The organism is Mesorhizobium sp. M1295, assembly GCF_040318135.1.
GTDB lineage: Bacteria > Pseudomonadota > Alphaproteobacteria > Rhizobiales > Rhizobiaceae > Mesorhizobium.
This window is the reverse complement of the sequence record NZ_JAMYLU010000007.1, coordinates 190,312-211,563: the sequence shown is the minus strand read 5'-3', so window position 1 is coordinate 211,563 and position 21,252 is coordinate 190,312. Positions and strand designations below refer to the sequence as shown.

The window sequence follows — 21,252 nt, the reverse complement described above, 5'->3', positions numbered from 1 at the left end:
AAGCCGACACGGTCCACGAGAAAAAATCCGCGGAACCGGAGATTCGAACGACGGAACCGAGTGGCTTCAGTGGCGCTTGGCTTGCACCAGATAGGCGTCGATCTCAGTCTCGCCGAGCCACTTGGCCGCTTCGAGCCGATGCAGGCCTTCGACCAGGATATGGCGCTTGCCGTCATGGCGCACCTGGATCGGCGTATTCATGCCGTTTTCCAGAATGTCCTCGGCAAGATGGCGGACGGTCTCGGGATGCAGCGTCTTCTTGCGCGCGGTCGGCACGTAAATGTCGTTGACCCTAACCTTTTGCACTCTCAGCATATCGGCTCCCGTGGCGGACAAGGCCGCGTTTTGTGAGATAGTCTGTTTGTCCGGCAAGGCCAAGGGAGCAGCCCGGCGATGACTGGCCCGATCGTTTCCAATTGACGCTTGGCCGGCGGATGGCCGAAATGGCGGCCTTCGACCTTAGCGGTGTCCATGAACCATCTGCCGACCGAGTTTCCCGATTTCGGACTGACGCCGGAGCAGCGACGCCAGGCGGTGCGCAGCCATTACTGGGAATGGCCGGGTATGGATGGCGGGCGCGGCGAAATCTGGTGCTACAGCGACCGTTTTTCCTACCGCCCCGGCGAGATGGTGGCGCTGCATGTCAGCTCGACGGCCGCCAGTTTCGGCATCGCGATCGTCCGCGACGGCGGTACGGAAACGACGATATTCGAAAGGACCGGGATCGCGGCGCGCTGGCAGGATACGCCTGATCAGTGTTCGGTCGAGGGCTGCGACTGGGAAGCATCGTTCGAATTTTGCATCGGCGACGACTGGCCGTCCGGCGCCTATCGCGTCACGCTTGAAGCCGACGCTCGCGACGGCAAGCCGATCCGCTACCACCATCTTTTCATCGTCGCGCCGCAGCCCGGCAAGAAGCTTGGTCGCGTGCTGCAGGTCGCGGCCACCGGCACCTGGCTCGCCTACAACACATGGGGCGGTTCCAACCATTACGAAGGCATCACCGGGCCAGGCCGCGACCAGTATGCACGAATAGTGTCGACGCAGCGGCCTTGGTGCCGCGGCTTCGTCGTGCTGCCCAGGGACGCGCCGCGCGTGCCGCTCGAAGTCGCCGTGCCGCCGAAAACCGTGCCGCGCTATCCGCATATGGAATGGGCGTTTGCCACCGGCCATTCGAAGAAATACGCCTCGTCCGGCTGGGCAAGCTATGACAGCCATTTCTTCCGCTTCGCCGAGCGTGCCGGCTACGCCGTCGATCTTGCCAGCCAGCACGATCTGCATTTTTCGCCCGACATTCTCGACGGCTACGCCTGCGTCGTCTTCGTCGGCCACGACGAATACTGGACCTGGGAGATGCGCGATGCGGTCGACACCTATGTCGAGCGCGGCGGCCATGCGGCGCGCTTCGCCGGCAATTTCATGTGGCAGACCAGGCTGGAGGACGAAGGCCGCCGGCAGGTCTGCTACAAATACCGCGCTCGCGCAGAGGACCCGGCCTATCGCGGCGGCGATATAAGGCGCGCCACCAATTCCTGGGAAGCGCCGGAAATCGGCCGGCCGGGTGCGGCGACCTTCGGCCTCAACGCGACAAGAGGCGTCTATGCGGGCTGGGGCGGCTGCGCGCCGCGCGGCGTACGCGGCTTTCCGGTCTACCGGCCTGAGCATTGGGCGTTTGCCGGCACCGGCATCTACTATGGCGACCTGCTCGGCGCCGACAGCCATGTCTATGGCTACGAGGTCGACGGGCTCGATTTCGAGATCCGCGGCGGCCTGCCCTACCCCACGCCCGACAGCGGCGCACCGGACGGCCTGCAGGTGCTCGCGGTCGGCATGGCTGCCCAGGTCGAGGAAAGCGCCGACATTCCGTTCGAGGACCAGTTCCTCGGCGACGAGGACGGTCGCTTCACCGCCGAAACGCTGTTCGGCGAGGCAAGCGACGCCAATCTCGACAAGGTCAGACGCGGCAACGGCATGATCGTCAATTTCCCGCGCGGCAAGGGCGAGGTGTTTCACGCAGGAAGCTGCGAATGGGTCGCCGGCCTGCTAAGGCAGGACGCGATGGTCGAGCGCGTCACCAGAAATGTCCTCGACCGCTATCTTGGAAAGCCATGACATGCTGAAGCCCCCTGTCCCGGAAGCCCGCGAAGCCTCGCATCTGTTTTATCTGTCCAGCCTGCGTCGGCCGCTGATCGACCGCGCCGAAGGCATCTACATGTGGACGCAGGATGGCCGCCGCTTCATCGACGGATCGAGCGGGCCGATGGTCGCCAATATCGGCCACTCCAACCGCAACGTGCTCGACGCGATGAAACGGCAGATGGACCGCGCCACCTTCGCCTACCGCCTGCATTTCGAGAACGAACCGGCCGAGGAGCTCGCGCGGCAACTGGCGGCCAAACTCCCCGAGGGCCTGGACCGCATCTTTTTCGTCTCGGGCGGCTCGGAGGCAACGGAATCCTGCGTCAAGCTGGCGCGGCAATGGGCGGTCGCCACCGGCCAGCCCAGCCGCTGGAAGGTGATCACGCGTTTTCCGTCCTATCATGGCGGCACGCTGGGTGCGCTCGCCGTCACCGGCGACGATGCGCTGGCCGAAACATTTGCGCCGATGATGCAAGTGATGCCGACCGTGCCGGCGCCCATCGCCTGGCGCGACCGCGACAATCTTTCGATGGAACAGCGCGGCATCCGCTATGCCGACACGCTGGAGGAGAAGATTCTCGCCGAGGGGCCGGACAGCGTGCTCGCCTTCATCATGGAGCCGGTCGGCGGCGCTGCCACGGCAGCACTGGTGGCGCCGGACAGCTACTATCCGCGCATCCGCGAGATCTGCGATCGCTACGGCATCCTGCTCATCCATGACGAGGTGATGAGCGGCGCCGGTCGCACCGGAAAATTCCTCGGCGGCGACCACTGGAACTGCAAGCCCGACATCGTTGCGCTGTCGAAGGGGCTGGGCTCGGGCTACGCGCCGCTCGGCGCGCTGGCGGCACCGATGCGGCTGGTGCAGCCATTGCTCGCATCGGGCGGCTTCCAGCATGGCCATACCTATGCCGGCAACCCGCTCGCCTGCGCCGCCGGGCTCGCCGTGCTCGGCGAGATGGACCGTCTCGGCCTGATCGCCAATGCGGCCGATATGGGCAAGCTTTTGATGGACGAGCTGAAGGGATTGGCGAAGCGGTTTCCGTTCATCGCCGACGTCCGCGGCAAGGGCCTGCTCACAGGTGCCGAAATGGTCGCCGACCCAGATACGCTGAGGCCGATCGAGCCGGCAAAGAAGGCCACCCAGCGGCTGCTCGACCTCGCCTATGAGCGCGGACTGATCATCTACGGACGCAAGGTCAAGGGCGGCGTCGACGGCGACAATTTCATGGTCGCGCCGCCGATGATCGTCACCGCCGCGCAGATCGGCGAGATCGTAGCCATCATCGGCGACTCGCTCGAAGTGCTGGCCGGTGAACTCGACCTGCCGGTCGAAGGCTGAGGGGCGAACCATGGCGCCGCGAAAAATCATTATCACCTGCGCCGTCACCGGGTCGGTGCACACACCATCGATGTCGCCGCATCTGCCGGTGACGCCGGACCAGATCGCCGCCGACGCGATCGCCGCCGCCGAAGCCGGTGCCTCGATCCTGCATCTTCACGCCCGCGACCCCAAGGATGGAAGGCCGACCGCCGACCCCGAGGTGTTCATGCAGTTCCTGCCGCGCATCAAGCAGGCGACCGACGCAGTGATCAACATCACCACCGGTGGCTCCTCGCTGATGACGCTCGACCAGCGGTTGGCCGCCCCGCTCAGGGCGGAGCCGGAAATGTGCTCGCTCAACATGGGCTCGATGAATTTCGCGCTGTTCCCCATGCTCGAGCGGCCGCGGGAGTGGCAGCACGAATGGGAGCCGAAGCTGCTCGAGGCGACCCGCGACACGATCTTCAAGAACACCTTTGCCGACATGGAGACGGTGCTTGAGAAGCTTGGGCGTGGTTGCGGCACGCGCTTTGAATTCGAGTGCTACGATGTCGGCCACCTCTACTCGCTGGCGCATTTCCGCGACCGCGGGCTGGTGTCGGGACCGCTGTTCATCCAGTTCGTGTTCGGCATCCTCGGTGGCATCGGCGCCGATCCCGAAAACCTGATCCACATGAAGCGCATCGCCGACAAACTGTTCGGCGACAGCTACCAGTTTTCGGTGCTGGCCGCCGGACGCCATCAGATGCCGATGATCTCGATTGCGGCGGCGATGGGCGGCAATGTCCGCGTCGGGCTGGAGGACAGCCTCTACGACGGGCGCCAACTGGCCAAGTCCAATGCCGACCAGGTCCGCCGTATCCGCAGCGTGCTCGACGGGCTGTCGCTGGACGTCGCGACGCCGGCCGAGGCGCGGCAGATGCTGGCGCTCAAGGGCGGCGACCGTGTGGCGTTCTGATGGTTGCGCTCCGGCACACCCCCCTCTGGCCTGCCGGCCATCTCCCCCTCAAGGGGAGAGATCGGCAGCTTCGATCTCGCTGCCCATCCTGCAACGTTGGTGAATCGCGAAACCCGGCGCGACATCCAATCTCCCCCCTTGAGGGGGAGATGTCCGGCAGGACAGAGGGGGGTGCCTGGGCGCCCTGCCTGCCGTGAGTACGCCATCCACAAACGTGCTTATCCGCCCCGGCCGGGTGGAGGACGTCGAAACCATCCACGCCGCACTCCTACGGCTCGGCGCGCATGTCGGCGCACATCAGGAGATCACCTCGACAGCTGCGGATCTCCGCACCTATGGCTTTGGCGAAAAGCCTGCCTTCTCGACCTTGATCGCCGAAGTCGGCGGCGAATTTGCCGGGCTTTGCCTGCATTTTCCGATCTTCTCGACATGGATGGGACGACCCGGCGTCTATGTGCAGGACCTCTACGTCGAGGACCGGTTTCGCGGCCGCAGGATCGGCGAGCGCCTGCTGCGCCGGGTGGCGGCGCAGTGCCGGAAGGCAGGCGGCGTCTATCTCAGGCTGTCCGTCGATACCGACAACGAGACCGCCAAGGCTTTTTACGAACGGTTGGGCATTGCCTGGTCGAGCTACGAGCAGGTGCAGAAGATCGTCGGCGACGCCTTTTTCGCCTTCGCCGATGCACCGGAGGAGCCAACATGAAAGCCTTCTATGCCGAAGAACAGAAGCGCCACGACCCGAAGGCGTTCCTCTCAAGCGGCGCGCCGCAGCCCAATCCGGAAAAGCCGGAACGGGTCGAGCGATTGCTAGCCGGCGCAAAGGCTGCCGGCTGCACGATCGAACGGCCGCGGGATCACGGGCTCGGCCCGATTGCGGCGGTGCATACGCCCGAATATCTCGATTTCCTCCAGCATATCTTCGCGCGCTGGCAGCGCATCGAGGGTGCCTCTGCCGAGGTCATTCCCAACATCCATCCGATCGCGCGGCACGGCTCCTATCCTGCCTCGGCAGTCGGCCAGGCCGGCTACCACATGGCCGACACCGCCTGCCCGATCTCCGGCGAGACGTGGCAGAGCGCACTGTGGAGCGCCTGGAGCGCGGTTGAAGCAGCCGAGGCGGTGATGTCGGGCGTGCCTTCAGCCTATGCGCTCTGCCGTCCGCCCGGCCATCACGCCTTTGCCGAGGTCGCCGGCGGCTTCTGCTTCATCAACAATTCGGCGGTCGCCGCACGGGTTCTGCGCAAGCAAGCGGCGCGGGTGGCGATCCTCGACGTCGACCTGCATCACGGCAATGGCACGCAGGGCATCTTCTATGCCCGGCCGGACGTGCTCACCGTGTCGCTGCATGCCGACCCGGTGCGCTTCTATCCGTTTTTCTGGGGCCATGCCGACGAGCGCGGCGAAGGCGCCGGCCTCGGCTACAATCTCAACCTGCCGCTGCCGCGCAAATCCGGCGACGCCGCATTCCTCGAAGCACTGGACGTGGCTTTCCAGCGTATCCGCGCCTTTGCGCCAGAAGCGCTGGTGGTGGCGCTCGGCCTCGACGCCTTCGAGGGCGATCCGTTCGGTGGGCTGTCGGTGAGCACGCCCGGTTTCTCGCGCATTGGCGAGGCCATCGCCGGTCTCGGCCTATCGACAGTCATCGTCCAGGAAGGCGGCTATCTCTGCGACGAGCTCGGCGACAATCTCACCGCCTTCCTCACCGGTTTTGGCGGCGCCCACAAGCGATGATCGGCCCGCGAGGCGCGCTCAGGATCGTTCCTGCCTCAGCATGGCGACAACGCGGTGCACACTCTCCAGCGTCTCGTCGATCTCGGCTGAAGTGTTGTAATGAGCGATGCCTATGCGCACGACGCCCTGGTCGGCCGGAATGCCGAGCTGGTGCACAATCTCCCAGGCGTAGTTGTGGCCGGACCATAGGAAGATGTTTTCCGCATTCATCTGCCGCACGATCGCCTCCGGCACGATGCCTTGGACGGTGAAGGACACCGTCGGCACGCGCTCATTGATCCGCTTCGGATCGGTGATGCCGTGGATGGTCAGGCCGGCAATATCCGACAGACCGTCGATCAGCCGTTGCGCCAGCGGGTTCTCGTAAGCGATCGACAATTCGAAGGCCTTGGTTATTTTCTGGCGGCGCGATGCTTGATCGCCGGCCGCCCCGCCCAGCTCGGCAAGATAATCGACCGCCGCCGACAGGCCGGCCATCAATTCAATTTGCGGCGTGCCGAGCTCGAAGCGCTCCGGCAAGGCATTGGACGAGCAACGGCATTTGTACGGCTTCAGCGCATCGACGACGTCCAGCCTGCCCCACAAAATTCCCATATGTGGGCCGAAGAACTTGTAGGCCGAGCAGATCAGGAAATCACAGCCGAGATTTTGGACGTCGATCAGGCCATGCGGGGCGAACTGCACGGCATCGACGTAGACCAACGCACCGGCCTGCCTGGCAGTGCGGGTCAACGCCTTCACCCGGTTGATCGACCCGGTGAGATTGCTGGCGTAGTTGAGCGCAACGAGCCGCGTCCTCTCGGAAAGCAACGCGGCAAGCGCCGCCTCCTCGATTTGCCAGCTCTGCTGGTCGAAAGGCAGCCAGCGCACGGCAAGGCCAAGGTCTTCAGCCAGTTGCAGCCAGGGCGAGACGTTGCCCTCATGGTCCATGCGGGTGAGGATGATCTCGTCGCCGGGCTTCATCGTACGGCCAAGCGTTCGCGACATGTGGTAGGTCAGCGTCGTCATGTTGGCGCCGATGATAATTTCCTGCTGACTTGCCGCGCCAAGGAAATCCGCCATCGCCAGATGGGCCTCGTCGACGATGTCTTGGGCCGCGATGGTGGTCTCGAAGAAGCCGCCGAGATTGGCATTGGTGGTCAGCAGGCAGCGTGACACCGCGTCCGCCACCGCCTGCGGCACCTGCGTGCCGGCAGGATTGTCGAGATAGATGCGCCTGCGGCCCTTGTCGGTCAGCGACAAGGCCGGAAATTTTGCGCGCACCGCGTCGATCCGGAAGTCCATGGCTGTTCCCCTCCCCTTATGATCATCGGACGATCACGTCTCGACGCCTCACGGGCACGGATTGCCGACGCGCTGGTGGATCGCATCGACGGCTTTCTGCATGTCCTCGGTCCAGACCACGTTGGCGGAAGAGAGCGCCATTTCGAGTTGCGAAATGGTGGTGGCACCGATGATGTTCGAGGTGACCAAGGGCCGGTTCGAGACATAGGCATTGGCAAACAGGGCCGGCTCCATGCCGAAGGTGCGCGCCAACCGGTTGTGTTCGAGCTGCACTTCGGCAGCATTCGGGGTCTCGTAGCGCTGGCCGCGGTTGAACAACTGCGAGCGCGAGCCCTGCGGCCGCGCGCCATGATCGTATTTGCCGGTCAAATAGCCTTGCGCCAGCGGCGAATAGGCAAGCAGCGACACCTGCTCGCGCTCGCAGACTTCGGCAAGGTTCACCTCGAAGGTGCGGTTGACGAAATTATAGGCGTTCTGCAACGAGACGACGCGCGGGCCGAGGCCCTTGTCGGCTTCGGCAATGAAACGCATGACGCCCCAGGAATTCTCGTTCGACAGGCCGAAGTGGCGGATCTTGCCGGCCTTCACCAGCTCGTCGAACACACCAAGCGTCTCGGCGATCGGCGTCTCGCCCTCCGGCACGCCGGCGGCATCGGAGCGTCGCGGCACGGCGCCGATGCGGTTCGGATTGGCGCCCCACGGTACGTCGCGTTCCGGCCAATGGATCTGGTAGAGATCGATGTAATCGGTGTTGAGCCTGGCGAGTGACTTATCAATAGCGTCGAAGATGTCGGCGCGCACCAGCTTCGACGGGCGGTCGCCGCGAAACCAGGTGTTGGCGGTGCGGCCAACCACTTTCGAGGCGATGATCACCTGGCCGCGATTGCGCTTCTCCTTCATCCAGTTGCCGATGATTGTCTCGGTGCGGCCCTGCGTCTCGGCCTTGGGCGGGATCGGATAGAGTTCGGCGGTGTCGATGAAATTGACGCCGCGCGCAAACGCCAAATCCATCTGAGCGTGACCGTCCGCCTCGGTGTTCTGCTGGCCCCAGGTCATCGAGCCGAGGCAGATCTGCGACACGAAAAGATCGGTCTGGCCGAGGCGGCGTTTGTGCATGGAGGTTCTCCGGCGGGAATTTTGCGCGGCTGCGCGAGGAGGAAGCAATAGCATACAGGAAAGCGCCGGCCGCTTCCAAGCTCGCCGCCGGCAGGCCAGGCGACTTTCCCAGGATGCCGGCGAACGGGGTTTATCCCCACGGCCAATAAAAAGCCGGACTGCATGTGCATGCAGTCCGGAAGTTCGCCAGGAATGGCGAGGAAAAACCGGCCAAATGCCGGCACTGACGCATACGGTCGAAGTGCCGCAGAAGTTTCGCCGGACCAGCCGAATTATGTCAAAAAAGATCGGGGCAGCATGGCTGCCATGCGAATGCTGCACTGCACAATCGTCATGATCGCCTATATTGAAGGCCGTGGAGGTTTCAATAGAGGGGCTTGAATCATGGGATTCTTCACTGAAATGTTCGCCCGTCCGCGTCCGCGGGAACAGCTGCGCTATCGCGCGGCACTGGCGCTACTCCATTCGATGAGCAATGCCGATCGCGCCGATATCGGCGTCAAGCCGGCCGATTTCCCACGCATCGCCCGGGAAATGTCCTTGCGCTAAACAGTGCACCGCGAGATATCCCGGCGCGGCCGGGATATCTCCTGAGCGAATCTCAACGCAATCCGAGGAAGATCGACTTGCCCAATGGCACGCCGTTGTGGCGCAGGATGTCATAGGCAGTGGTCAGGTGGAAATAGAAATTGGGCATGGCGGCATGCAACAGATACTGCATTCCTGGCATCGAAACCTCGCGTCCCGCAAGCCTCAGTTCGACCATCCTGTCATCTGAACCATCGAATTCGGCCGCCGAAAATGTCGCGAGATGAGCCAATGTCTTGCTAAGGCGGGCCTGCAGATCGGCGAAGCTCGCCTCATTGTCCTCGTATTTTGGCACCTCACGCCCGGCCAGCCGCGACGGCGCGCCCTTGGCGTGATCGGTGGCAATCTGTACCTGCCTGGTCAGGGCGAACATGTCCGGCGCCAGCCTCGCCGTGAGATACACCTGCGGATCGATCTTCCGGTCAGCCGCATTTTGCTCGGCAATGCTCAGGACGTTGGCCAGTGCCTTCAGCCTCGCCGAAAATACCGGCACGGATGCTTCATACATTGATATGGTCACAAGAAATCTCCACGCGGCCCGACTGCCGACGGCGAGAGGTAGCGCTTTCGCACGCGATTGTTCAAGCGTCACCACGTCGCCGCAATCGATATGATAGGATTTTTCATCGAGTGGAGGTTCCCGATGAGACGCGCCCTTTTCGCAACGGCCGCTTTTATCTCGCTTGCCGGCCAATCGGCGCTCGCCGCAGACGCGCCTTATATCGACGACAGGTCGAATGCCGAAGCGGTCATCCGGTCGCTTTATAGTGCCATCAGCCGGCACGAATTCGCGCGCGCCTGGGACTATTTCGGCGACGCCAAGCCGGCCAAGGATTTCAACTCCTTCGTCAAAGGCTATGACGGCACCGACACGGTCGACGTAAAAACCGGTGGTGTGTCCGAAGACGGTGCTGCCGGCAGTATCTATTACAGCGTTCCGGTCGCCATTCGGGCGACGGCCAAGGACGGCAGCCAAAATGTCTTTGCCGGCTGCTATACGCTGCGACAGATCAACGCCTCGATCCAGGAACCGCCATTTCGCCCGATCTTCATCGACAAGGGTGCGCTGAAATCGTCAAGGGCCGATTTCGAAGATGCCGTGCCGGCAAGCTGCGGCGAAGGACAGCCGCCGCCGAAGAAGGACGCGGCGCTTGAGCAGGCCAAAAAGGCGTTTGGCGCCACCTATGGCGACCAATGTGACAAGGAGTTTCTAAGCACCGAGCCGGACATTTTCTCGATCCAGTTTAAAGACAAGGATGCGGCTGCCAGTGATCCCGAAAGGGAAACGCGGCTTTTCCACTTCTCCTGCTCGGCCGCGGCCTATAACGAAAGCTCTATTTATTACATGAGCGACGACGTGCTCGGCGTCAGGCAATTGCAGTTCGCCGAACCCGAAATGGACATTCGCTACGAAAACAACGACAGCGAAGGCAAACTGCTGGGCATGACCATAGTTGGCTTCCAGACCTCCGGCTGGGCAACCAATTCCGATTACGACGAAGAGACCAAGACGATCGCTACGTTCAACAAATGGCGTGGCATCGGCGATGCCTCTTCATCGGGGACATATCTGTTTCGCAACGGCGATTTTTCCCTGGTCCAGTACGACGTCGACGCGTCTTACGACGGCGAGGAAAATCCGCAGACGGTCGTCGACTACAACACCGCGCCCTAGGGGGCCTTCGATAACATCCAGTTGAGTGTACCCCGCCAGTCGGTCATGCGGATTGGCGTGCCATGCGTGCCAGTTTCAAAACGGACGAAGCGGGTCGGATAGGTTCTCGATTTGGCTAGGATCGATCGGAAGAAGCCTTCCTGTTTCTCGATTGGAAACACCGGGTCCTTGCTACCCTGGCCGAAGAAGACCGGCACACGACGCTTGAATGCGGGGCTTGAGAAGAAACTCTCATCCCACAGCGAGCCGAGCAGCAGCAGCCCGTCGATGCGCCCGCCGGTGTCCTTGCGATCGGCCAGCTTCCAGCATAACGAACCGCCCATCGAGCCACAGGCGACGAAGATTTTTGCGCCCGGCGACTGCTCGGCATAGTGGGCGATCAACGCAGCGATCTGGGCGGCACCGGTGTCGCCGAAGTCGGAAAAATCCGGCGACAGATAGAGGCCGCCATTGCCGGCCATCAGGTTCTTGATGCGGTTGAAATTGCCGCCGAAGGTGATGTCGTCGGTGCCCTGCTTACGGCTGCCGCCCTGCCCGTGCAGGTAAAGCACGATGATGCTGGCGCCCCCGACTTTGCCGACGGCAATGTGGCGGACATCTCCGGCGTCGGTCTTCAGCAACAGATCCTGCTGCACCTTGCGCACGCCGGTATCGGTGTATTGCGCGTGCACACGACGCTCAGGCACTTCGTCACGGGCGTTGATGTCGCGCAACTCACGATAGTCGATGACCGTATAGGCGCCGTTGTTTTCGGATGAGAGCGTCGCCGGATAGGCGAACAGATCATCCTTGAAGGGTTTGAGTTCGAGAGCGTTGGCGTAGGCGGCACAAGAGAGCGACAAAAGAATCGCGATCAGCAGGGCCGGGAGGCCAGAGGGGGGCAAGCGGAACCGGAAGCAAGAACGAAAGGCCATCCCGCAGCCATGCGTTTTTCGGCTTCGGTTTGTCAATCCTGCAGCACGCCGCCGGCGCTTTCCAGCGCCTCGCGCGTGTCGACATCGACGGCCGCCCCTTCGCCGATCTCGACATCGATGACGTCGAGCCCTTCGGCCTCGACCAGATGACGGGCACCGGTATCGCCTTCGAGGTGAGCGATGGCGGCGAACAGCGAGCGCGGCAGCAGCACCGGGTTGCCGCGCCGGCCATTATGAGAGGCGCGCACCACCGATCGCCCTTCGGACTTGCGGAACGCCTCGATCAGCCTGTCGAGGTCGGCCGAGGCGACGCCCGGCATATCGCCGAGGACGATCAGGGCGCCGGCGGCGTCGCCAGAAACCTTGGCGATGCCTGCCTTCAGCGACGAAGACAGACCCTCGGCGAAATCCGGATTGTCGGCGAAGGTCACATCCATGCCCGACAGTGCGCTGCGCACGCGCTCGCGCTCGTGGCCGGTGACGACGATGGTGGCCGCGGCTTTCGAACCGACCGCGCGTTCGGCGGTGCGGCGGACCAGGGGCTTGCCGTCGAACAGCGCCAAAAGCTTGTTCGGCCCGCTCATGCGGCTGGAGCGGCCGGCCGCCAGAAGCACCGTCTCGACCCTTGGTTCTGCTTTGGCCGGCAGCGGCTCGCGCGGCTGCGGCCGCGTCGGAATTTCCATCAGCAGCCCGCCAACGCCCATGCCGGCAATATCCCTGGCGGTCACGTCGAGACCAGCAATCAGCCGGTCGAGCACCCAGTCGAAGCCGTTCTCCTTGGGGCTACGGGCGCAACCGGGCGCACCGATGATGCGCTTGCCGCCTAGATTGCCGAGCACCAGCAGATTGCCAGGATCGACCGGCATGCCGGCGCGAATGACGGTGCCGCTTGCCCTTTCGATGGCGGCGGGCACGACGTCGCCGAAATCGGCCATCGCCGAGGCGCCGAAGATCACCACCATATCGTTGTCGCGGATCAGCGAGGCGGCAGCCTCGGCGACGGGGCTGACCTCATGCGGGGTTCGACGCTCCGTCGTCAGCCGGCTGCCCGAACGCGCCAGGCGCGCTTCGGTGACGCGCAGCGTCTTGTCGAGCACGCTCGGCTTGATGCCGGGCAGCACCGTCTGGATGACGCCGACGCGCACCGGCTGATAGGCGTTGACCGCAAAAATCTCGCCCTCGGCGCAGATCCTTGCCACCGCATCGACCAAAGCGAAGGCGACCGCAAACGGAATGATTTTCACCGTCGCAACCATCTGACCTTTTTCGACCGGCGCATGCTGCGCCAGCGTGGCGATGGTAATCGTCGGATCGACGGCATTGATGGCGTCGATCATCGCCGCGTCGACGGTGAATATGCCGGCAGCCTGCGCGTGGAGGTTGACCCTGCCGGTCGCAGCGCGCTTCGCCTCGATGTTGCGATGGATCATATATGCGGCGAGCTTTTCGGCCGCGGCATCCTCGCTGAGATCATCGGGCGCCAACACCGCCGCGACGACCTCGGAAATCCCGGAGGCCTTCAACAGGGACACATCCTCGGCGCTTAGCCTGTGCGCCTTGCGGAAGCGGCGCTCTCCGGCTGTGGTGGCGTGCGCCAGCACTGCCCCTTCGGCCGCATCGATCGGAACGGGACCAAATTTCACGCGACCGCGCCTTTGGATTCGAGGCCGCGAGAGCGAAAGGCGTGGATCGCTTGCGCCAACACCGCGACGGCGATCTCGGCCGGGCTGGCAGCCCCAATGTCGAGGCCGATCGGTGCATGAATGCGGGCGATCTGGTCGGCGGTCGCGCCCAAGGCCAGCAAGCGTTCGACGCGTTTCGCATGGGTCTTGCGACTGCCAAGCGCCCCGACATAGAAGCAGTTGGCGTCGAGCGCCGCCTTCAGCGCGAAATCGTCGATCTTCGGATCATGAGTGAGGGCAGCCAGCGCGGTATAGCCGTCGAGCGGCTGACGCTTCAGGACATCCTCCGGCCATTCGGCATGCAGCGCGATGTCGGGAAAGCGGTCGGACGTGGCAAACGCCGTGCGCGGATCGATGATCTCGACGGGATAGCCGGCGATCCTGGCCATCGGTGCAAGCGCCTGGCTGATGTGGACGGCGCCGATCACCACCAGGCGTGGCTGCGGCAGATGTGCGTTGAGGAAGAAGGCCCGTCCCTCAGCTTCGACCGACCCGGAATTGCCGGTGCGGAATGCCTTGGCGATGGCTGCCCCGAGTTCGCCGGCAACCTGGTCGCCCTCGCGCACGATACGGTCCCGGCCGTCACCAAGATCGGTTACCAAAATCGCCGCGCGGCGGGCACGACGTTCGGCGTTGAGTGTCTTCAGCGCGTAAGGATCCATCGACAATCAGCCCAATCTTTCGACATAGACCTTGATGCGGCCGCCACAGGACAGGCCGACCTGCCACGCAGTCTCATCGGCGACCCCGAACTCCAGCATCTTCGCCTTGCCGCTATCGATGACGTCGATTGCTTCGGTCACCACTGCGCCTTCGACGCAGCCGCCCGAAACGGAGCCATGGAAATTGCCTTCGGTGTCGATGACCAGATGGCTACCGACCGGCCGCGGTGCCGAACCCCAGGTTTCGACCACGGTGGCAATGGCGACGTCCTTGCCGTCCTTCATCCAGCCCTCCGCGATGATCAGCGGGTCGCGGGCTTCATCGAGATAGACACTGTGTTCCATGATTTTCTCCCTGGGAGACATGTGGTTATGCGACGCGCTTCGCGCCAGCCTGGATCCACCGGCGCGGGTCGACCGAACGCACCGAATTCTTGTCCAGCGACGCACAGAGATCGGCGAGCGCGTCGAGATTGTGCACCGAACGGAATTCGTCGACATGCGGCAGCATCGCCCTGACGCCGCGGGCGCGCGCCTCGAAGCCGTCGAAGCGCAGCAGCGGGTTCAGCCAGATCAGCCGCCGGCAGGATTTATGCAGCCGTTCCATTTCCTCCGACAGGCCGGCGACCTCGTCGCGCTCCAGCCCATCGGTGATCAGCAGTACCACCGCGCCTTGCCCCAGCACGCGGCGCGACCAAAAACGGTTGAATTCTGCCAGCGTATCGCCGATGCGCGTGCCGCCCGACCAGTCCTTTACCGCGGCAGAACAGTCGGCGAGTGCGGCATCGGGATCGCGATGCCGCATCTGACGGGTCAGATTGGTAAGCCTGGTGCCGAAGACGAAGGCGTGCACGCGCCGGCGCTTTTCCGTCAGCGCATGCAGGAAATGCAGGAAGATCCGCGTGTACTGGCTCATAGAACCGGAAATGTCGGCAAGCACCACCAGCGGCGGATGGACTTCGCGGGGCGAGCGGAATTTAGGCAGGATCAACTCGCCGCCGGTGCGCGCAGCCGAGCGCATCATGGCGCGCGGATCGATACGGCGGCCATGCGCATCGGCTTTGAAACGCCGCGTCCGAACCATGTCGAAGGGCAGCCGCAACTGGGCGATCGCTATCTTGGCGTCGGCCATCTCGGCGGCGTTCATCTGGGCAAAATCCTTGCCTCTCAGCACCTCGTTGCCGGAGAAGGTGAAGCGCGCGTCGACCTCGATCTCGGGAACTTCCTGCGCCGGCTGGTTCTTCTGGTGACCCTCGAACATCGCCTGGCTGACGCGGTTCTCGGCCGCGCGGGGTTTTTGCTTCCCTTTGTTGTCGGGAGCGATCGGCGAAAAGATCGCCAGCATCTTTTCGATCAGCTCGTGCGACTTCCAGAACAGCCGGAAGGTCTCGTCGAAGGTGGCGTGATCTTCGTGCCTCGAGACCAGCACGGCGTGCAGCGTCCAGTAGAAATCGTCACGCGAGCCGATGCCGGCAGCGAGCACTGCCTCGATGGCGTCTTTGACCGAGGCCGGTCCGACACGCATACCGGCCTTGCGCAAGGTGCGGGAGAAATAGACGACGTTGTCGGCGATCCGCCCGTCCGCCGTTGCCTCTTTGGGTTCCGCACGCGGCATCGCCCTACTCCGCCGCCGACAGCTCGGCCTTGACCTCGTTGAGGATGCGCCGGCCTTCGCCCTCACCGATGCGGGCAATATCGTCCTGGTATTTCAGCAGCACGCCAATCGTGTCGGAAACCGTCTCAGGGTCCAACGCCACCTTGTCGAGTTCGGTCAGCGCGCCGGCCCAGTCAATGGTCTCGGCGACGCCGGGCACCTTGAACAGCTCGATCTGACGCAGCTTCTGGATGAATGAAACGACCTCGGCCGAAAGCCGGCTGTTGGCCTGCGGCACCTTTCGGCGGACGATCTCAAGCTCGTGCTCGGCATTGGGATAATCGACCCAGTGATAAAGGCAGCGCCGCTTCAGCGCGTCGTGGATTTCGCGCGTGCGGTTGGTGGTGATGATGACGATCGGCGGCTCCTCCGCCTTGATGGTGCCGAGTTCGGGCACCGTCACCTGGAAATCGGAAAGGATTTCGAGCAGGAATGCCTCGAAGGCCTCGTCGGTGCGGTCGAGTTCGTCGATCAGGAACACCGGTGCGGCGCCCGCCTTGCCAGTCAGCGCATCGAGCACCGGGCGGCGGATCAGATACTTTTCGGAAAAGACGTTGCGTTCCATGTCGGAGCGGTCGACCTTGCCGGCCGCCTCCTCCATGCGGATTTCGATCATCTGCGCGGCGTAGTTCCACTCGTAGACGGCAGACGAGACATCGAGCCCTTCATAGCATTGCAGGCGGATCAGCCTACGGCCAAGGGCCTCGGCCAGCACCTTGGCGATCTCGGTCTTGCCGACGCCGGCCTCACCCTCAAGGAACAGCGGACGCTTCATGCGCAGCGACAAAAACAGCACAGTCGCCAGCGACCGGTCCGCCACATAATCCGCACCGGTCAACAGATCGAGCGTCTCGTCGATGGTCCGCGGCACGGGGCGCGATTTCAGCTCGGTCATTTGATCTCCATGGACGCGGCCATCAAAGCCTCTACAGAGCGTGGTAGCTGCGATCGTGATAGATCAGCGGCCGCAAATTATCGCCGGTGCGCAGGCCTGTCACCTTGCCAAAAAGCACACGATGAGTGGCCAAATCCTTGGTGTCGATCAGCTCGCAGTCGAAGACGGCAAGCGCGCCCTTCAACGTCGGCGCACCGGTCGAGATGACGTCCCATTCGGCCAATGCGAAACGCTCCTCGACCGGCAGGCCGGTGATGCCGGAAAAGCCGATCGATAGCGGCTCCTGATCCGAAGCCAGCGTGTTCAGGGCAAATTTGCCGTTTTTCACAAACGGCTCGTTCTTGGGATTTTCACGATTGAGGCAGACCAGGATGGTCGGCGGCGTGTCCGACACCGAGCAGGCCGCGATCACCGTCGCGCCACGCTTGCCCGCCGGGCCATCAGTGGTGACCACATGCACATGGCCGGCAAAATGGGCCATAGCGTCGCGGTAGGCCTGCGGCCCGATTTCATTCTTCTTCAGCACCGATGATTTTCCGTTAGTCAGAACCAGCCGTTATATATGACCGCATATTGCATGCCACAAGCGAAGTGCTTGAGCTATATCCCGAATTCGCGTGTTGCGCCAAAGCTGGCCAGCCTTTAGGTCTTGACGGCATTGGCGCCGGCAAAACACGCGACCGGCGCGGAGGAATTCTTCGCTCGCATGCGACCTTGGACAACCACGATAGCGGTGCTGGCCTGGCTCTCGCTCGCCGGTAGTGCGAGTGCCGAGACGCTGCTGATCGGTGTCGCGGCGCCTTTGTCGGGGCCGTCGGCGATCCTCGGCAAGCAGATCGAGGCAGGCGCGACAATGGCGGCTGAAGCGAGTGATACCGAGATCAGGACGATCGATGACGCCTGCACGGCCGCTGGCGGCGTTGCCGCCGCGCGGGAATTCGCCGCGGCCAAGGTCAAGGTCGTCATCGGTTTTCTGTGCACCGACGCAATCGAGGCGGCTCTGCCGATCCTCAAGGATGCCGACATCCCGGTGATCACCGTCGGCGTGCGCACGGAAAGCCTGACCGACCGGCGCGCCAAGACGGGATGGCCGATCTATCGTCTCGGGCCGCGCGGCGACGACGAGCGCAATGCCGTCGCCGCCACCCTCACCCGCCTATGGCAGAACGAGCTGTTCGCTATCGTCGACGATGGCACGATCTATGGCCGCGAAATGGCCGAGACGTTTCGGTCTGCCGCCGAGCAGGCGGCATTGAAGCCAGTGTTCGTCGACACGTTCCGGCCGCAGCTCGACAACCAGATCGGCCTGATCGGCCGACTGAAGAAAGCCGGCGCAACGCATGTCTTTGCCGGTGGTGACGGCGATGATGTCGCCATTATGGGCCGCGACGCCGGCCAGCTCGATACCGGCATGGTGTTTGCCGGCGGTGAAGCGCTGCGCGCGCCGCTCGGCGACGTGCCTTACGCCGTCGGCACGCTAATGATCGCGCCGCCCGAATGGGTTGACGTCGCCGACCCCAAGGTGCTGCAAAGCTTTGTCGCACAAAACATCGTGCCGGATGGTTATACGCTTCCCGCCTATGCCGCGGTCGAGATCGCCCGCGAGGCCTTTGCGGCTTCCGAAACCTCCGGCAAAAGCCTGGCTGACCTGCTTACTGGACATGACTTCACTACGGCGATCGGGCCGATCCGCTTTGACGAGAAAGGCGACCTGACGCAAAATCCTTATCGCGCCTACCGTTTCGACGGCGGCCGTTTCGTGCGGGCGGAGAGCCAATAATGTTCCATACCGGTCCGCGCAATCTCATCACCGACGTTGCCGGCTTGCGGGTTGGCAATGCGGCGAATGCCAAGCTGAAATCCGGTGTGACCACTGTCATCTGCGACGAACCGGCCGTGGCCGGCGTGCAAATCCTGGGCGGTGCGCCGGGCACCCGCGAAACCGACCTGCTCGAGCCGCACAATTCAATCCATGCCATCCACGCCGTGGTGCTTTCGGGCGGTTCGGCCTTTGGCCTCGACGCCGCGTCGGGGGTACAGGCGGCATTGCGCGAAAGAGGCATCGGCGTCGAGGTCGGCGGCTTTCGCGTGCCGATCGTGCCGGCGGCGATCCTGTTCGACCTGCGCAATGGCGGCGACAAGGATTGGGGCCGGTATCCGCCTTACCGCGACCTCGGCTACGAAGCCGCGCAAGCCGCCGCGATAGACTTTGCGCTCGGCACCGCCGGCGCGGGTGCCGGCGCGCTGAGCTCCGGTCTGAAGGGCGGGCTCGGCTCGGCCTCGACAATGCTGGACAGCGGCGTCACCATCGGCGCGCTCGCCGCCGTCAACCCGACCGGCTCGGTGACGGTCGCCGGGACCCGCCATTTCTGGGCGGCACCGTTCGAGATCGGCGACGAGTTCGGCGGCTTAGGCTATCCCCACCCGATGCCTGACGGTGCCAGAAAGATCCTGCTGAAGTTCCGTGACAAGCATGCCGCAGAGCAGGCGGAAACCGGCGCCAACACGACCATCGCCGTGATCGCCACTGATGCGGTCCTCACCAAGGCCGCCGCCAAACGCCTGGCGATATCAGCGCATGACGGCTTTGTCCGTGCCATTTGGCCGACGCACACGCCCGCCGACGGCGATCTGGTCTTCGCGCTGGCAACGGGCAAGAGCGGCATCGAGCTCGGGCCCAACGATGCAATCGATCTCTACGCAGCTGCCGGCGCGACGATGGCGCGCGCCATCAGCCGCGGCGTCTTTGCCGCGACGCCGGCCGAGGGCGATCTCTTCCCGGTCTGGTCGTCGCGCTGAACGCGCCGACGCTCATTCGGTGAGCAGTAGTCAGACTGGACTATGATCAGGTGGGGTCGGATTTTTCTTCCTCGAACGTGACCGCAACATCCGAGTTTGCCGACAGGCGCACCTTCTGGCCCTCGACCTCGGCGACGAGGCTGAGAGGAATGAAGTGGTGATGGCCCCTGTGAGCGCCCTCGCCGCTGTCGCGCTTGGTCAGCTTGATGCGATCCCCGTCGACCTTGTCGACGGTCCCGACATGGACGCCGTCGGCGCCGATCACTTCCATACGTTCGCGGATCTTGGCTGCATCGGTCATGGGGGTCTCCCTTAGGGCGCCGCGCGTCCTTTGGACGCGCAAAGGATGCTCTAAACATTTTGAATCAATGCATCGTGCCCTTCCGAAAATCGATTCTGATTTTCGGAAGGCACGATGCGATGAAGCTGCCGACAATAACAAACGACAGCCGGATTGGATGCATCGACTTCGTGTTTCAGTTAGCACGATCTTTTGACAGCATCGTGATAGGGAATTTAACGACGTCGACTGCCTGAACGGAAAGCCCCATGCGAAATCTTGCCCTGTTTGCCGTCTGCCTGTTCGCCCAGCTTGCAACTTCGGTCGCTGCCTACGCAGGCGATGTCGCCGAGCTTGAGATCCTCGGCTTCAGCCGTGACGGCGGCATCTTCGCCTTCGAAGAATATGGCGTCCAGGACGGATCGGGATTCCCGTATGCCAACCGCTATTACATCGACACGGCCGACGACAGTTTTCTCAAGGGATCGCCGATCCGTATCCGGCTCGACCACGAGAATGCCATGGTGGACGCAGCGCGGCTGCAGGCCCGGCAAAAGGGCGAAGCGATCGTCAGTCAGGCGGAACTCACGGCAAATCGCGGCATCACCGCCGGCTTCAACCCGGTGACCGAGCTTTCTGCCGATCCCTTCCGCATGGTGGTCAGTCCGCGCCCGATCTTTTCGCCGGTCGACGATCCGCTCGAGTTCCGGCTCGACCAGATCGGCATGAACGACACCGAACGCTGCCAGAGCCAGGGCGAGATCAACGGCTTTCGCCTGCTGCGCATCGAGGCGAAGGACGGCGGCCAGACGAGGATTATTCACGAGGACAAATCAATCCCGCAAAGCCGCGGCTGTCCGAATGGGCACCAGATCGGCGCGGTCCAGACATTTTCACTGGATAGCCTCAGCGCCTATGCCGTGCTGATCGCGGTGCGCCAATACGGCTTCGAAGGGCCGGACTATCGCTGGATCGCGGTAACCGGTCGCCTGTGACGTTCCCCGCCATGCGCTATCGCGCTCTGCGCCGTCTCCGCCGCTCCTTGCCGCCGCTGCGCACCGCTTTTGTCGGTGCCTTGTTGTGGGCCATGGCGATGGGCGCCAGCGCGCTGCTCAATCTGCAGCTGTACGATTGGGAGACCCCGGCGAAGGTCCGCTTCGTCTCGCTGCTTTATGCTGCCGGCGGCGCGCTGGCCTTCCCGGTTGGGCTGTTTCTGGCGCGACTCGTCTCCCTCGGACGCAACTGGGAGATCGCCCTCGCTGCCGCCTTCGTCTGCCTTCTCACCGTGACTATCGCCTTCACCGGCGGCCTCTTTGGGCTGCAATACCGCTCCTACTATGTCCAATGGCATGCGCCCGCGCTCACCATCACCTGGGTTTTCCAGTTCGTGTTCACGATGTTGACGGCGCTCTACCAGTTCGTCGTCCTCGGCATCCGGCTGTATTTTCCGCTCGGTTTCATTGCGCTGGCTGTCGCCAGTGTCTGGTTTGCGCGCCAGCAACGTTGAGCATTTTGCTTGCCTCTGTTAGGACGCGGGCAAATGCTCTTGCA

Annotated in this window: 23 protein-coding genes; 11 read left to right on the top strand and 12 right to left on the bottom strand. The window is 63.4% G+C overall.

Going from position 1 to position 21,252, the window contains the following annotated elements; translation table 11 throughout:
- Window positions 1–66 precede the first annotated feature (66 nt).
- Entirely contained in the window at window positions 67–315 is a 249-nt protein-coding gene (locus NKH29_RS13050; protein ID WP_023717418.1) for a ParB N-terminal domain-containing protein, read from the bottom strand.
- Between the two features lie 156 nt (window positions 316–471).
- On the opposite strand from NKH29_RS13050, the gene NKH29_RS13045 reads away from it, so the two are divergent.
- The 5 genes from NKH29_RS13045 (at window position 472) to NKH29_RS13025 (ending at window position 6,152) form a co-directional block, all read left to right on the top strand.
- Window positions 472–2,112, top strand: coding sequence for a N,N-dimethylformamidase beta subunit family domain-containing protein (locus NKH29_RS13045; RefSeq protein WP_352965218.1), 1,641 nt, complete (start codon window positions 472–474; stop codon window positions 2,110–2,112).
- A gap of 1 nt (window position 2,113) precedes the next feature.
- Complete coding sequence (locus tag NKH29_RS13040; protein WP_352999710.1) at window positions 2,114–3,481, top strand: aminotransferase family protein; 1,368 nt, start codon at window positions 2,114–2,116, stop codon at window positions 3,479–3,481.
- A gap of 10 nt (window positions 3,482–3,491) precedes the next feature.
- Window positions 3,492–4,421, top strand: a complete 930-nt coding sequence (kce, locus tag NKH29_RS13035; RefSeq protein ID WP_023717415.1) for a 3,5-dioxohexanoate:acetyl-CoA acetone transferase — start codon at window positions 3,492–3,494, stop codon at window positions 4,419–4,421.
- 193 nt (window positions 4,422–4,614) lie between these two features.
- The gene (locus tag NKH29_RS13030) at window positions 4,615–5,124 is read left to right on the top strand and encodes a GNAT family N-acetyltransferase (RefSeq protein ID WP_352495812.1); all 510 of its coding nucleotides are present in this window, start codon (window positions 4,615–4,617) and stop codon (window positions 5,122–5,124) included.
- Window positions 5,121–6,152 carry a histone deacetylase family protein gene (locus tag NKH29_RS13025; RefSeq protein ID WP_023717413.1) on the top strand — a complete coding sequence of 344 codons (1,032 nt, stop codon included), beginning with the start codon at window positions 5,121–5,123 and terminating at the stop codon, window positions 6,150–6,152. The genes NKH29_RS13030 and NKH29_RS13025 overlap by 4 nt, the downstream gene beginning before the upstream one ends.
- An 18-nt stretch (window positions 6,153–6,170) precedes the next feature.
- Here NKH29_RS13025 and NKH29_RS13020 read toward each other — a convergent pair whose 3' ends face one another.
- Both NKH29_RS13020 and NKH29_RS13015 read right to left on the bottom strand, forming a co-directional pair.
- Window positions 6,171–7,436, bottom strand: a complete 1,266-nt coding sequence (locus NKH29_RS13020) for a cysteine desulfurase-like protein (RefSeq protein WP_352999708.1) — start codon at window positions 7,434–7,436, stop codon at window positions 6,171–6,173.
- A gap of 48 nt (window positions 7,437–7,484) precedes the next feature.
- On the bottom strand, window positions 7,485–8,552 hold the full coding sequence (locus NKH29_RS13015; RefSeq protein ID WP_352999706.1) for an aldo/keto reductase: 1,068 nt from the start codon (window positions 8,550–8,552) through the stop codon (window positions 7,485–7,487).
- Between the two features lie 384 nt (window positions 8,553–8,936).
- Here NKH29_RS13015 and NKH29_RS13010 point away from each other — a divergent pair, with 384 nt between their 5' ends.
- Entirely contained in the window at window positions 8,937–9,101 is a 165-nt protein-coding gene (locus tag NKH29_RS13010; protein WP_023674744.1) for a hypothetical protein, read from the top strand.
- Window positions 9,102–9,153: 52 nt separating this feature from the next.
- Here the strand turns inward: NKH29_RS13010 and NKH29_RS13005 are convergent, their stop codons facing one another.
- Window positions 9,154–9,660, bottom strand: a complete 507-nt coding sequence (locus NKH29_RS13005; protein WP_023717410.1) for a DUF1993 domain-containing protein — start codon at window positions 9,658–9,660, stop codon at window positions 9,154–9,156.
- Between the two features lie 123 nt (window positions 9,661–9,783).
- Between NKH29_RS13005 and NKH29_RS13000 the strand changes: the two genes are divergently transcribed.
- Complete coding sequence (locus tag NKH29_RS13000) at window positions 9,784–10,815, top strand: DUF1176 domain-containing protein (protein WP_352999704.1); 1,032 nt, start codon at window positions 9,784–9,786, stop codon at window positions 10,813–10,815.
- Here the strand turns inward: NKH29_RS13000 and NKH29_RS12995 are convergent.
- The 7 genes from NKH29_RS12995 to NKH29_RS12965 are packed head-to-tail and all read right to left on the bottom strand — an operon-like array spanning window position 10,812 to window position 17,148.
- Window positions 10,812–11,729: an alpha/beta hydrolase gene (locus NKH29_RS12995; protein WP_502911245.1), complete on the bottom strand. Its 918-nt coding sequence runs from the start codon at window positions 11,727–11,729 to the stop codon at window positions 10,812–10,814. The genes NKH29_RS13000 and NKH29_RS12995 overlap by 4 nt on opposite strands.
- A 32-nt stretch (window positions 11,730–11,761) precedes the next feature.
- A complete protein-coding gene (locus NKH29_RS12990; RefSeq protein WP_023717407.1) occupies window positions 11,762–13,372 on the bottom strand; it encodes an NTP transferase domain-containing protein in 1,611 nt (536 codons plus the stop codon).
- On the bottom strand, window positions 13,369–14,073 hold the full coding sequence (locus NKH29_RS12985; protein ID WP_352481162.1) for an XdhC family protein: 705 nt from the start codon (window positions 14,071–14,073) through the stop codon (window positions 13,369–13,371). The genes NKH29_RS12990 and NKH29_RS12985 overlap by 4 nt, the downstream gene beginning before the upstream one ends.
- A 6-nt stretch (window positions 14,074–14,079) precedes the next feature.
- The gene (locus NKH29_RS12980; protein ID WP_023717405.1) at window positions 14,080–14,418 is read right to left on the bottom strand and encodes an XdhC family protein; all 339 of its coding nucleotides are present in this window, start codon (window positions 14,416–14,418) and stop codon (window positions 14,080–14,082) included.
- Window positions 14,419–14,443: 25 nt separating this feature from the next.
- Window positions 14,444–15,688, bottom strand: a complete 1,245-nt coding sequence (locus tag NKH29_RS12975; protein WP_352481164.1) for a vWA domain-containing protein — start codon at window positions 15,686–15,688, stop codon at window positions 14,444–14,446.
- Between the two features lie 4 nt (window positions 15,689–15,692).
- Window positions 15,693–16,622: an AAA family ATPase gene (locus NKH29_RS12970; RefSeq protein ID WP_352999701.1), complete on the bottom strand. Its 930-nt coding sequence runs from the start codon at window positions 16,620–16,622 to the stop codon at window positions 15,693–15,695.
- Between the two features lie 31 nt (window positions 16,623–16,653).
- Complete coding sequence (locus NKH29_RS12965) at window positions 16,654–17,148, bottom strand: flavin reductase (RefSeq protein ID WP_023717402.1); 495 nt, start codon at window positions 17,146–17,148, stop codon at window positions 16,654–16,656.
- A 180-nt stretch (window positions 17,149–17,328) separates the two neighbouring features.
- On the opposite strand from NKH29_RS12965, the gene NKH29_RS12960 reads away from it, so the two are divergent.
- Together NKH29_RS12960 and NKH29_RS12955 are read left to right on the top strand one after the other, a co-directional pair.
- Window positions 17,329–18,402, top strand: coding sequence for a branched-chain amino acid ABC transporter substrate-binding protein (locus NKH29_RS12960; RefSeq protein WP_023717401.1), 1,074 nt, complete (start codon window positions 17,329–17,331; stop codon window positions 18,400–18,402).
- The gene (locus tag NKH29_RS12955; protein ID WP_352481167.1) at window positions 18,402–19,421 is read left to right on the top strand and encodes a P1 family peptidase; all 1,020 of its coding nucleotides are present in this window, start codon (window positions 18,402–18,404) and stop codon (window positions 19,419–19,421) included. Before NKH29_RS12960 ends, NKH29_RS12955 begins: the two co-directional genes overlap by 1 nt.
- A 46-nt stretch (window positions 19,422–19,467) precedes the next feature.
- On the opposite strand, the gene NKH29_RS12950 is transcribed toward NKH29_RS12955, so the two are convergent.
- Entirely contained in the window at window positions 19,468–19,722 is a 255-nt protein-coding gene (locus tag NKH29_RS12950; protein WP_254817658.1) for a DUF2171 domain-containing protein, read from the bottom strand.
- A 248-nt stretch (window positions 19,723–19,970) separates the two neighbouring features.
- Here NKH29_RS12950 and NKH29_RS12945 point away from each other — a divergent pair, with 248 nt between their 5' ends.
- Window positions 19,971–20,696 carry a DUF2259 domain-containing protein gene (locus tag NKH29_RS12945; protein ID WP_352999699.1) on the top strand — a complete coding sequence of 242 codons (726 nt, stop codon included), beginning with the start codon at window positions 19,971–19,973 and terminating at the stop codon, window positions 20,694–20,696.
- Between the two features lie 11 nt (window positions 20,697–20,707).
- A complete protein-coding gene (locus NKH29_RS12940; RefSeq protein ID WP_031193518.1) occupies window positions 20,708–21,208 on the top strand; it encodes a hypothetical protein in 501 nt (166 codons plus the stop codon).
- Window positions 21,209–21,252: the final 44 nt, after the last annotated feature.

Excerpts from the sequence above, each read along its gene's own strand:
- NKH29_RS13050 (WP_023717418.1), bottom strand. The coding sequence starts at position 315 with ATGCTGAGAGTGCAAAAGGTTAGGGTCAACGACATTTACGTGCCGACC.
- NKH29_RS13045 (WP_352965218.1), top strand. The coding sequence starts at position 472 with ATGAACCATCTGCCGACCGAGTTTCCCGATTTCGGACTGACGCCGGAG.
- NKH29_RS13040 (WP_352999710.1), top strand. The coding sequence starts at position 2,114 with ATGCTGAAGCCCCCTGTCCCGGAAGCCCGCGAAGCCTCGCATCTGTTT.
- kce (WP_023717415.1), top strand. The coding sequence starts at position 3,492 with ATGGCGCCGCGAAAAATCATTATCACCTGCGCCGTCACCGGGTCGGTG.
- NKH29_RS13025 (WP_023717413.1), top strand. The coding sequence starts at position 5,121 with ATGAAAGCCTTCTATGCCGAAGAACAGAAGCGCCACGACCCGAAGGCG.
- NKH29_RS13020 (WP_352999708.1), bottom strand. The coding sequence starts at position 7,436 with ATGGACTTCCGGATCGACGCGGTGCGCGCAAAATTTCCGGCCTTGTCG.
- NKH29_RS13015 (WP_352999706.1), bottom strand. The coding sequence starts at position 8,552 with ATGCACAAACGCCGCCTCGGCCAGACCGATCTTTTCGTGTCGCAGATC.
- NKH29_RS13010 (WP_023674744.1), top strand. The coding sequence starts at position 8,937 with ATGGGATTCTTCACTGAAATGTTCGCCCGTCCGCGTCCGCGGGAACAG.
- NKH29_RS13000 (WP_352999704.1), top strand. The coding sequence starts at position 9,784 with ATGAGACGCGCCCTTTTCGCAACGGCCGCTTTTATCTCGCTTGCCGGC.
- NKH29_RS12995 (WP_502911245.1), bottom strand. The coding sequence starts at position 11,729 with ATGGCCTTTCGTTCTTGCTTCCGGTTCCGCTTGCCCCCCTCTGGCCTC.
- NKH29_RS12985 (WP_352481162.1), bottom strand. The coding sequence starts at position 14,073 with ATGGATCCTTACGCGCTGAAGACACTCAACGCCGAACGTCGTGCCCGC.
- NKH29_RS12980 (WP_023717405.1), bottom strand. The coding sequence starts at position 14,418 with ATGGAACACAGTGTCTATCTCGATGAAGCCCGCGACCCGCTGATCATC.
- NKH29_RS12975 (WP_352481164.1), bottom strand. The coding sequence starts at position 15,688 with ATGCCGCGTGCGGAACCCAAAGAGGCAACGGCGGACGGGCGGATCGCC.
- NKH29_RS12970 (WP_352999701.1), bottom strand. The coding sequence starts at position 16,622 with ATGACCGAGCTGAAATCGCGCCCCGTGCCGCGGACCATCGACGAGACG.
- NKH29_RS12960 (WP_023717401.1), top strand. The coding sequence starts at position 17,329 with ATGCGACCTTGGACAACCACGATAGCGGTGCTGGCCTGGCTCTCGCTC.
- NKH29_RS12955 (WP_352481167.1), top strand. The coding sequence starts at position 18,402 with ATGTTCCATACCGGTCCGCGCAATCTCATCACCGACGTTGCCGGCTTG.
- NKH29_RS12950 (WP_254817658.1), bottom strand. The coding sequence starts at position 19,722 with ATGACCGATGCAGCCAAGATCCGCGAACGTATGGAAGTGATCGGCGCC.
- NKH29_RS12945 (WP_352999699.1), top strand. The coding sequence starts at position 19,971 with ATGCGAAATCTTGCCCTGTTTGCCGTCTGCCTGTTCGCCCAGCTTGCA.
- NKH29_RS12940 (WP_031193518.1), top strand. The coding sequence starts at position 20,708 with ATGCGCTATCGCGCTCTGCGCCGTCTCCGCCGCTCCTTGCCGCCGCTG.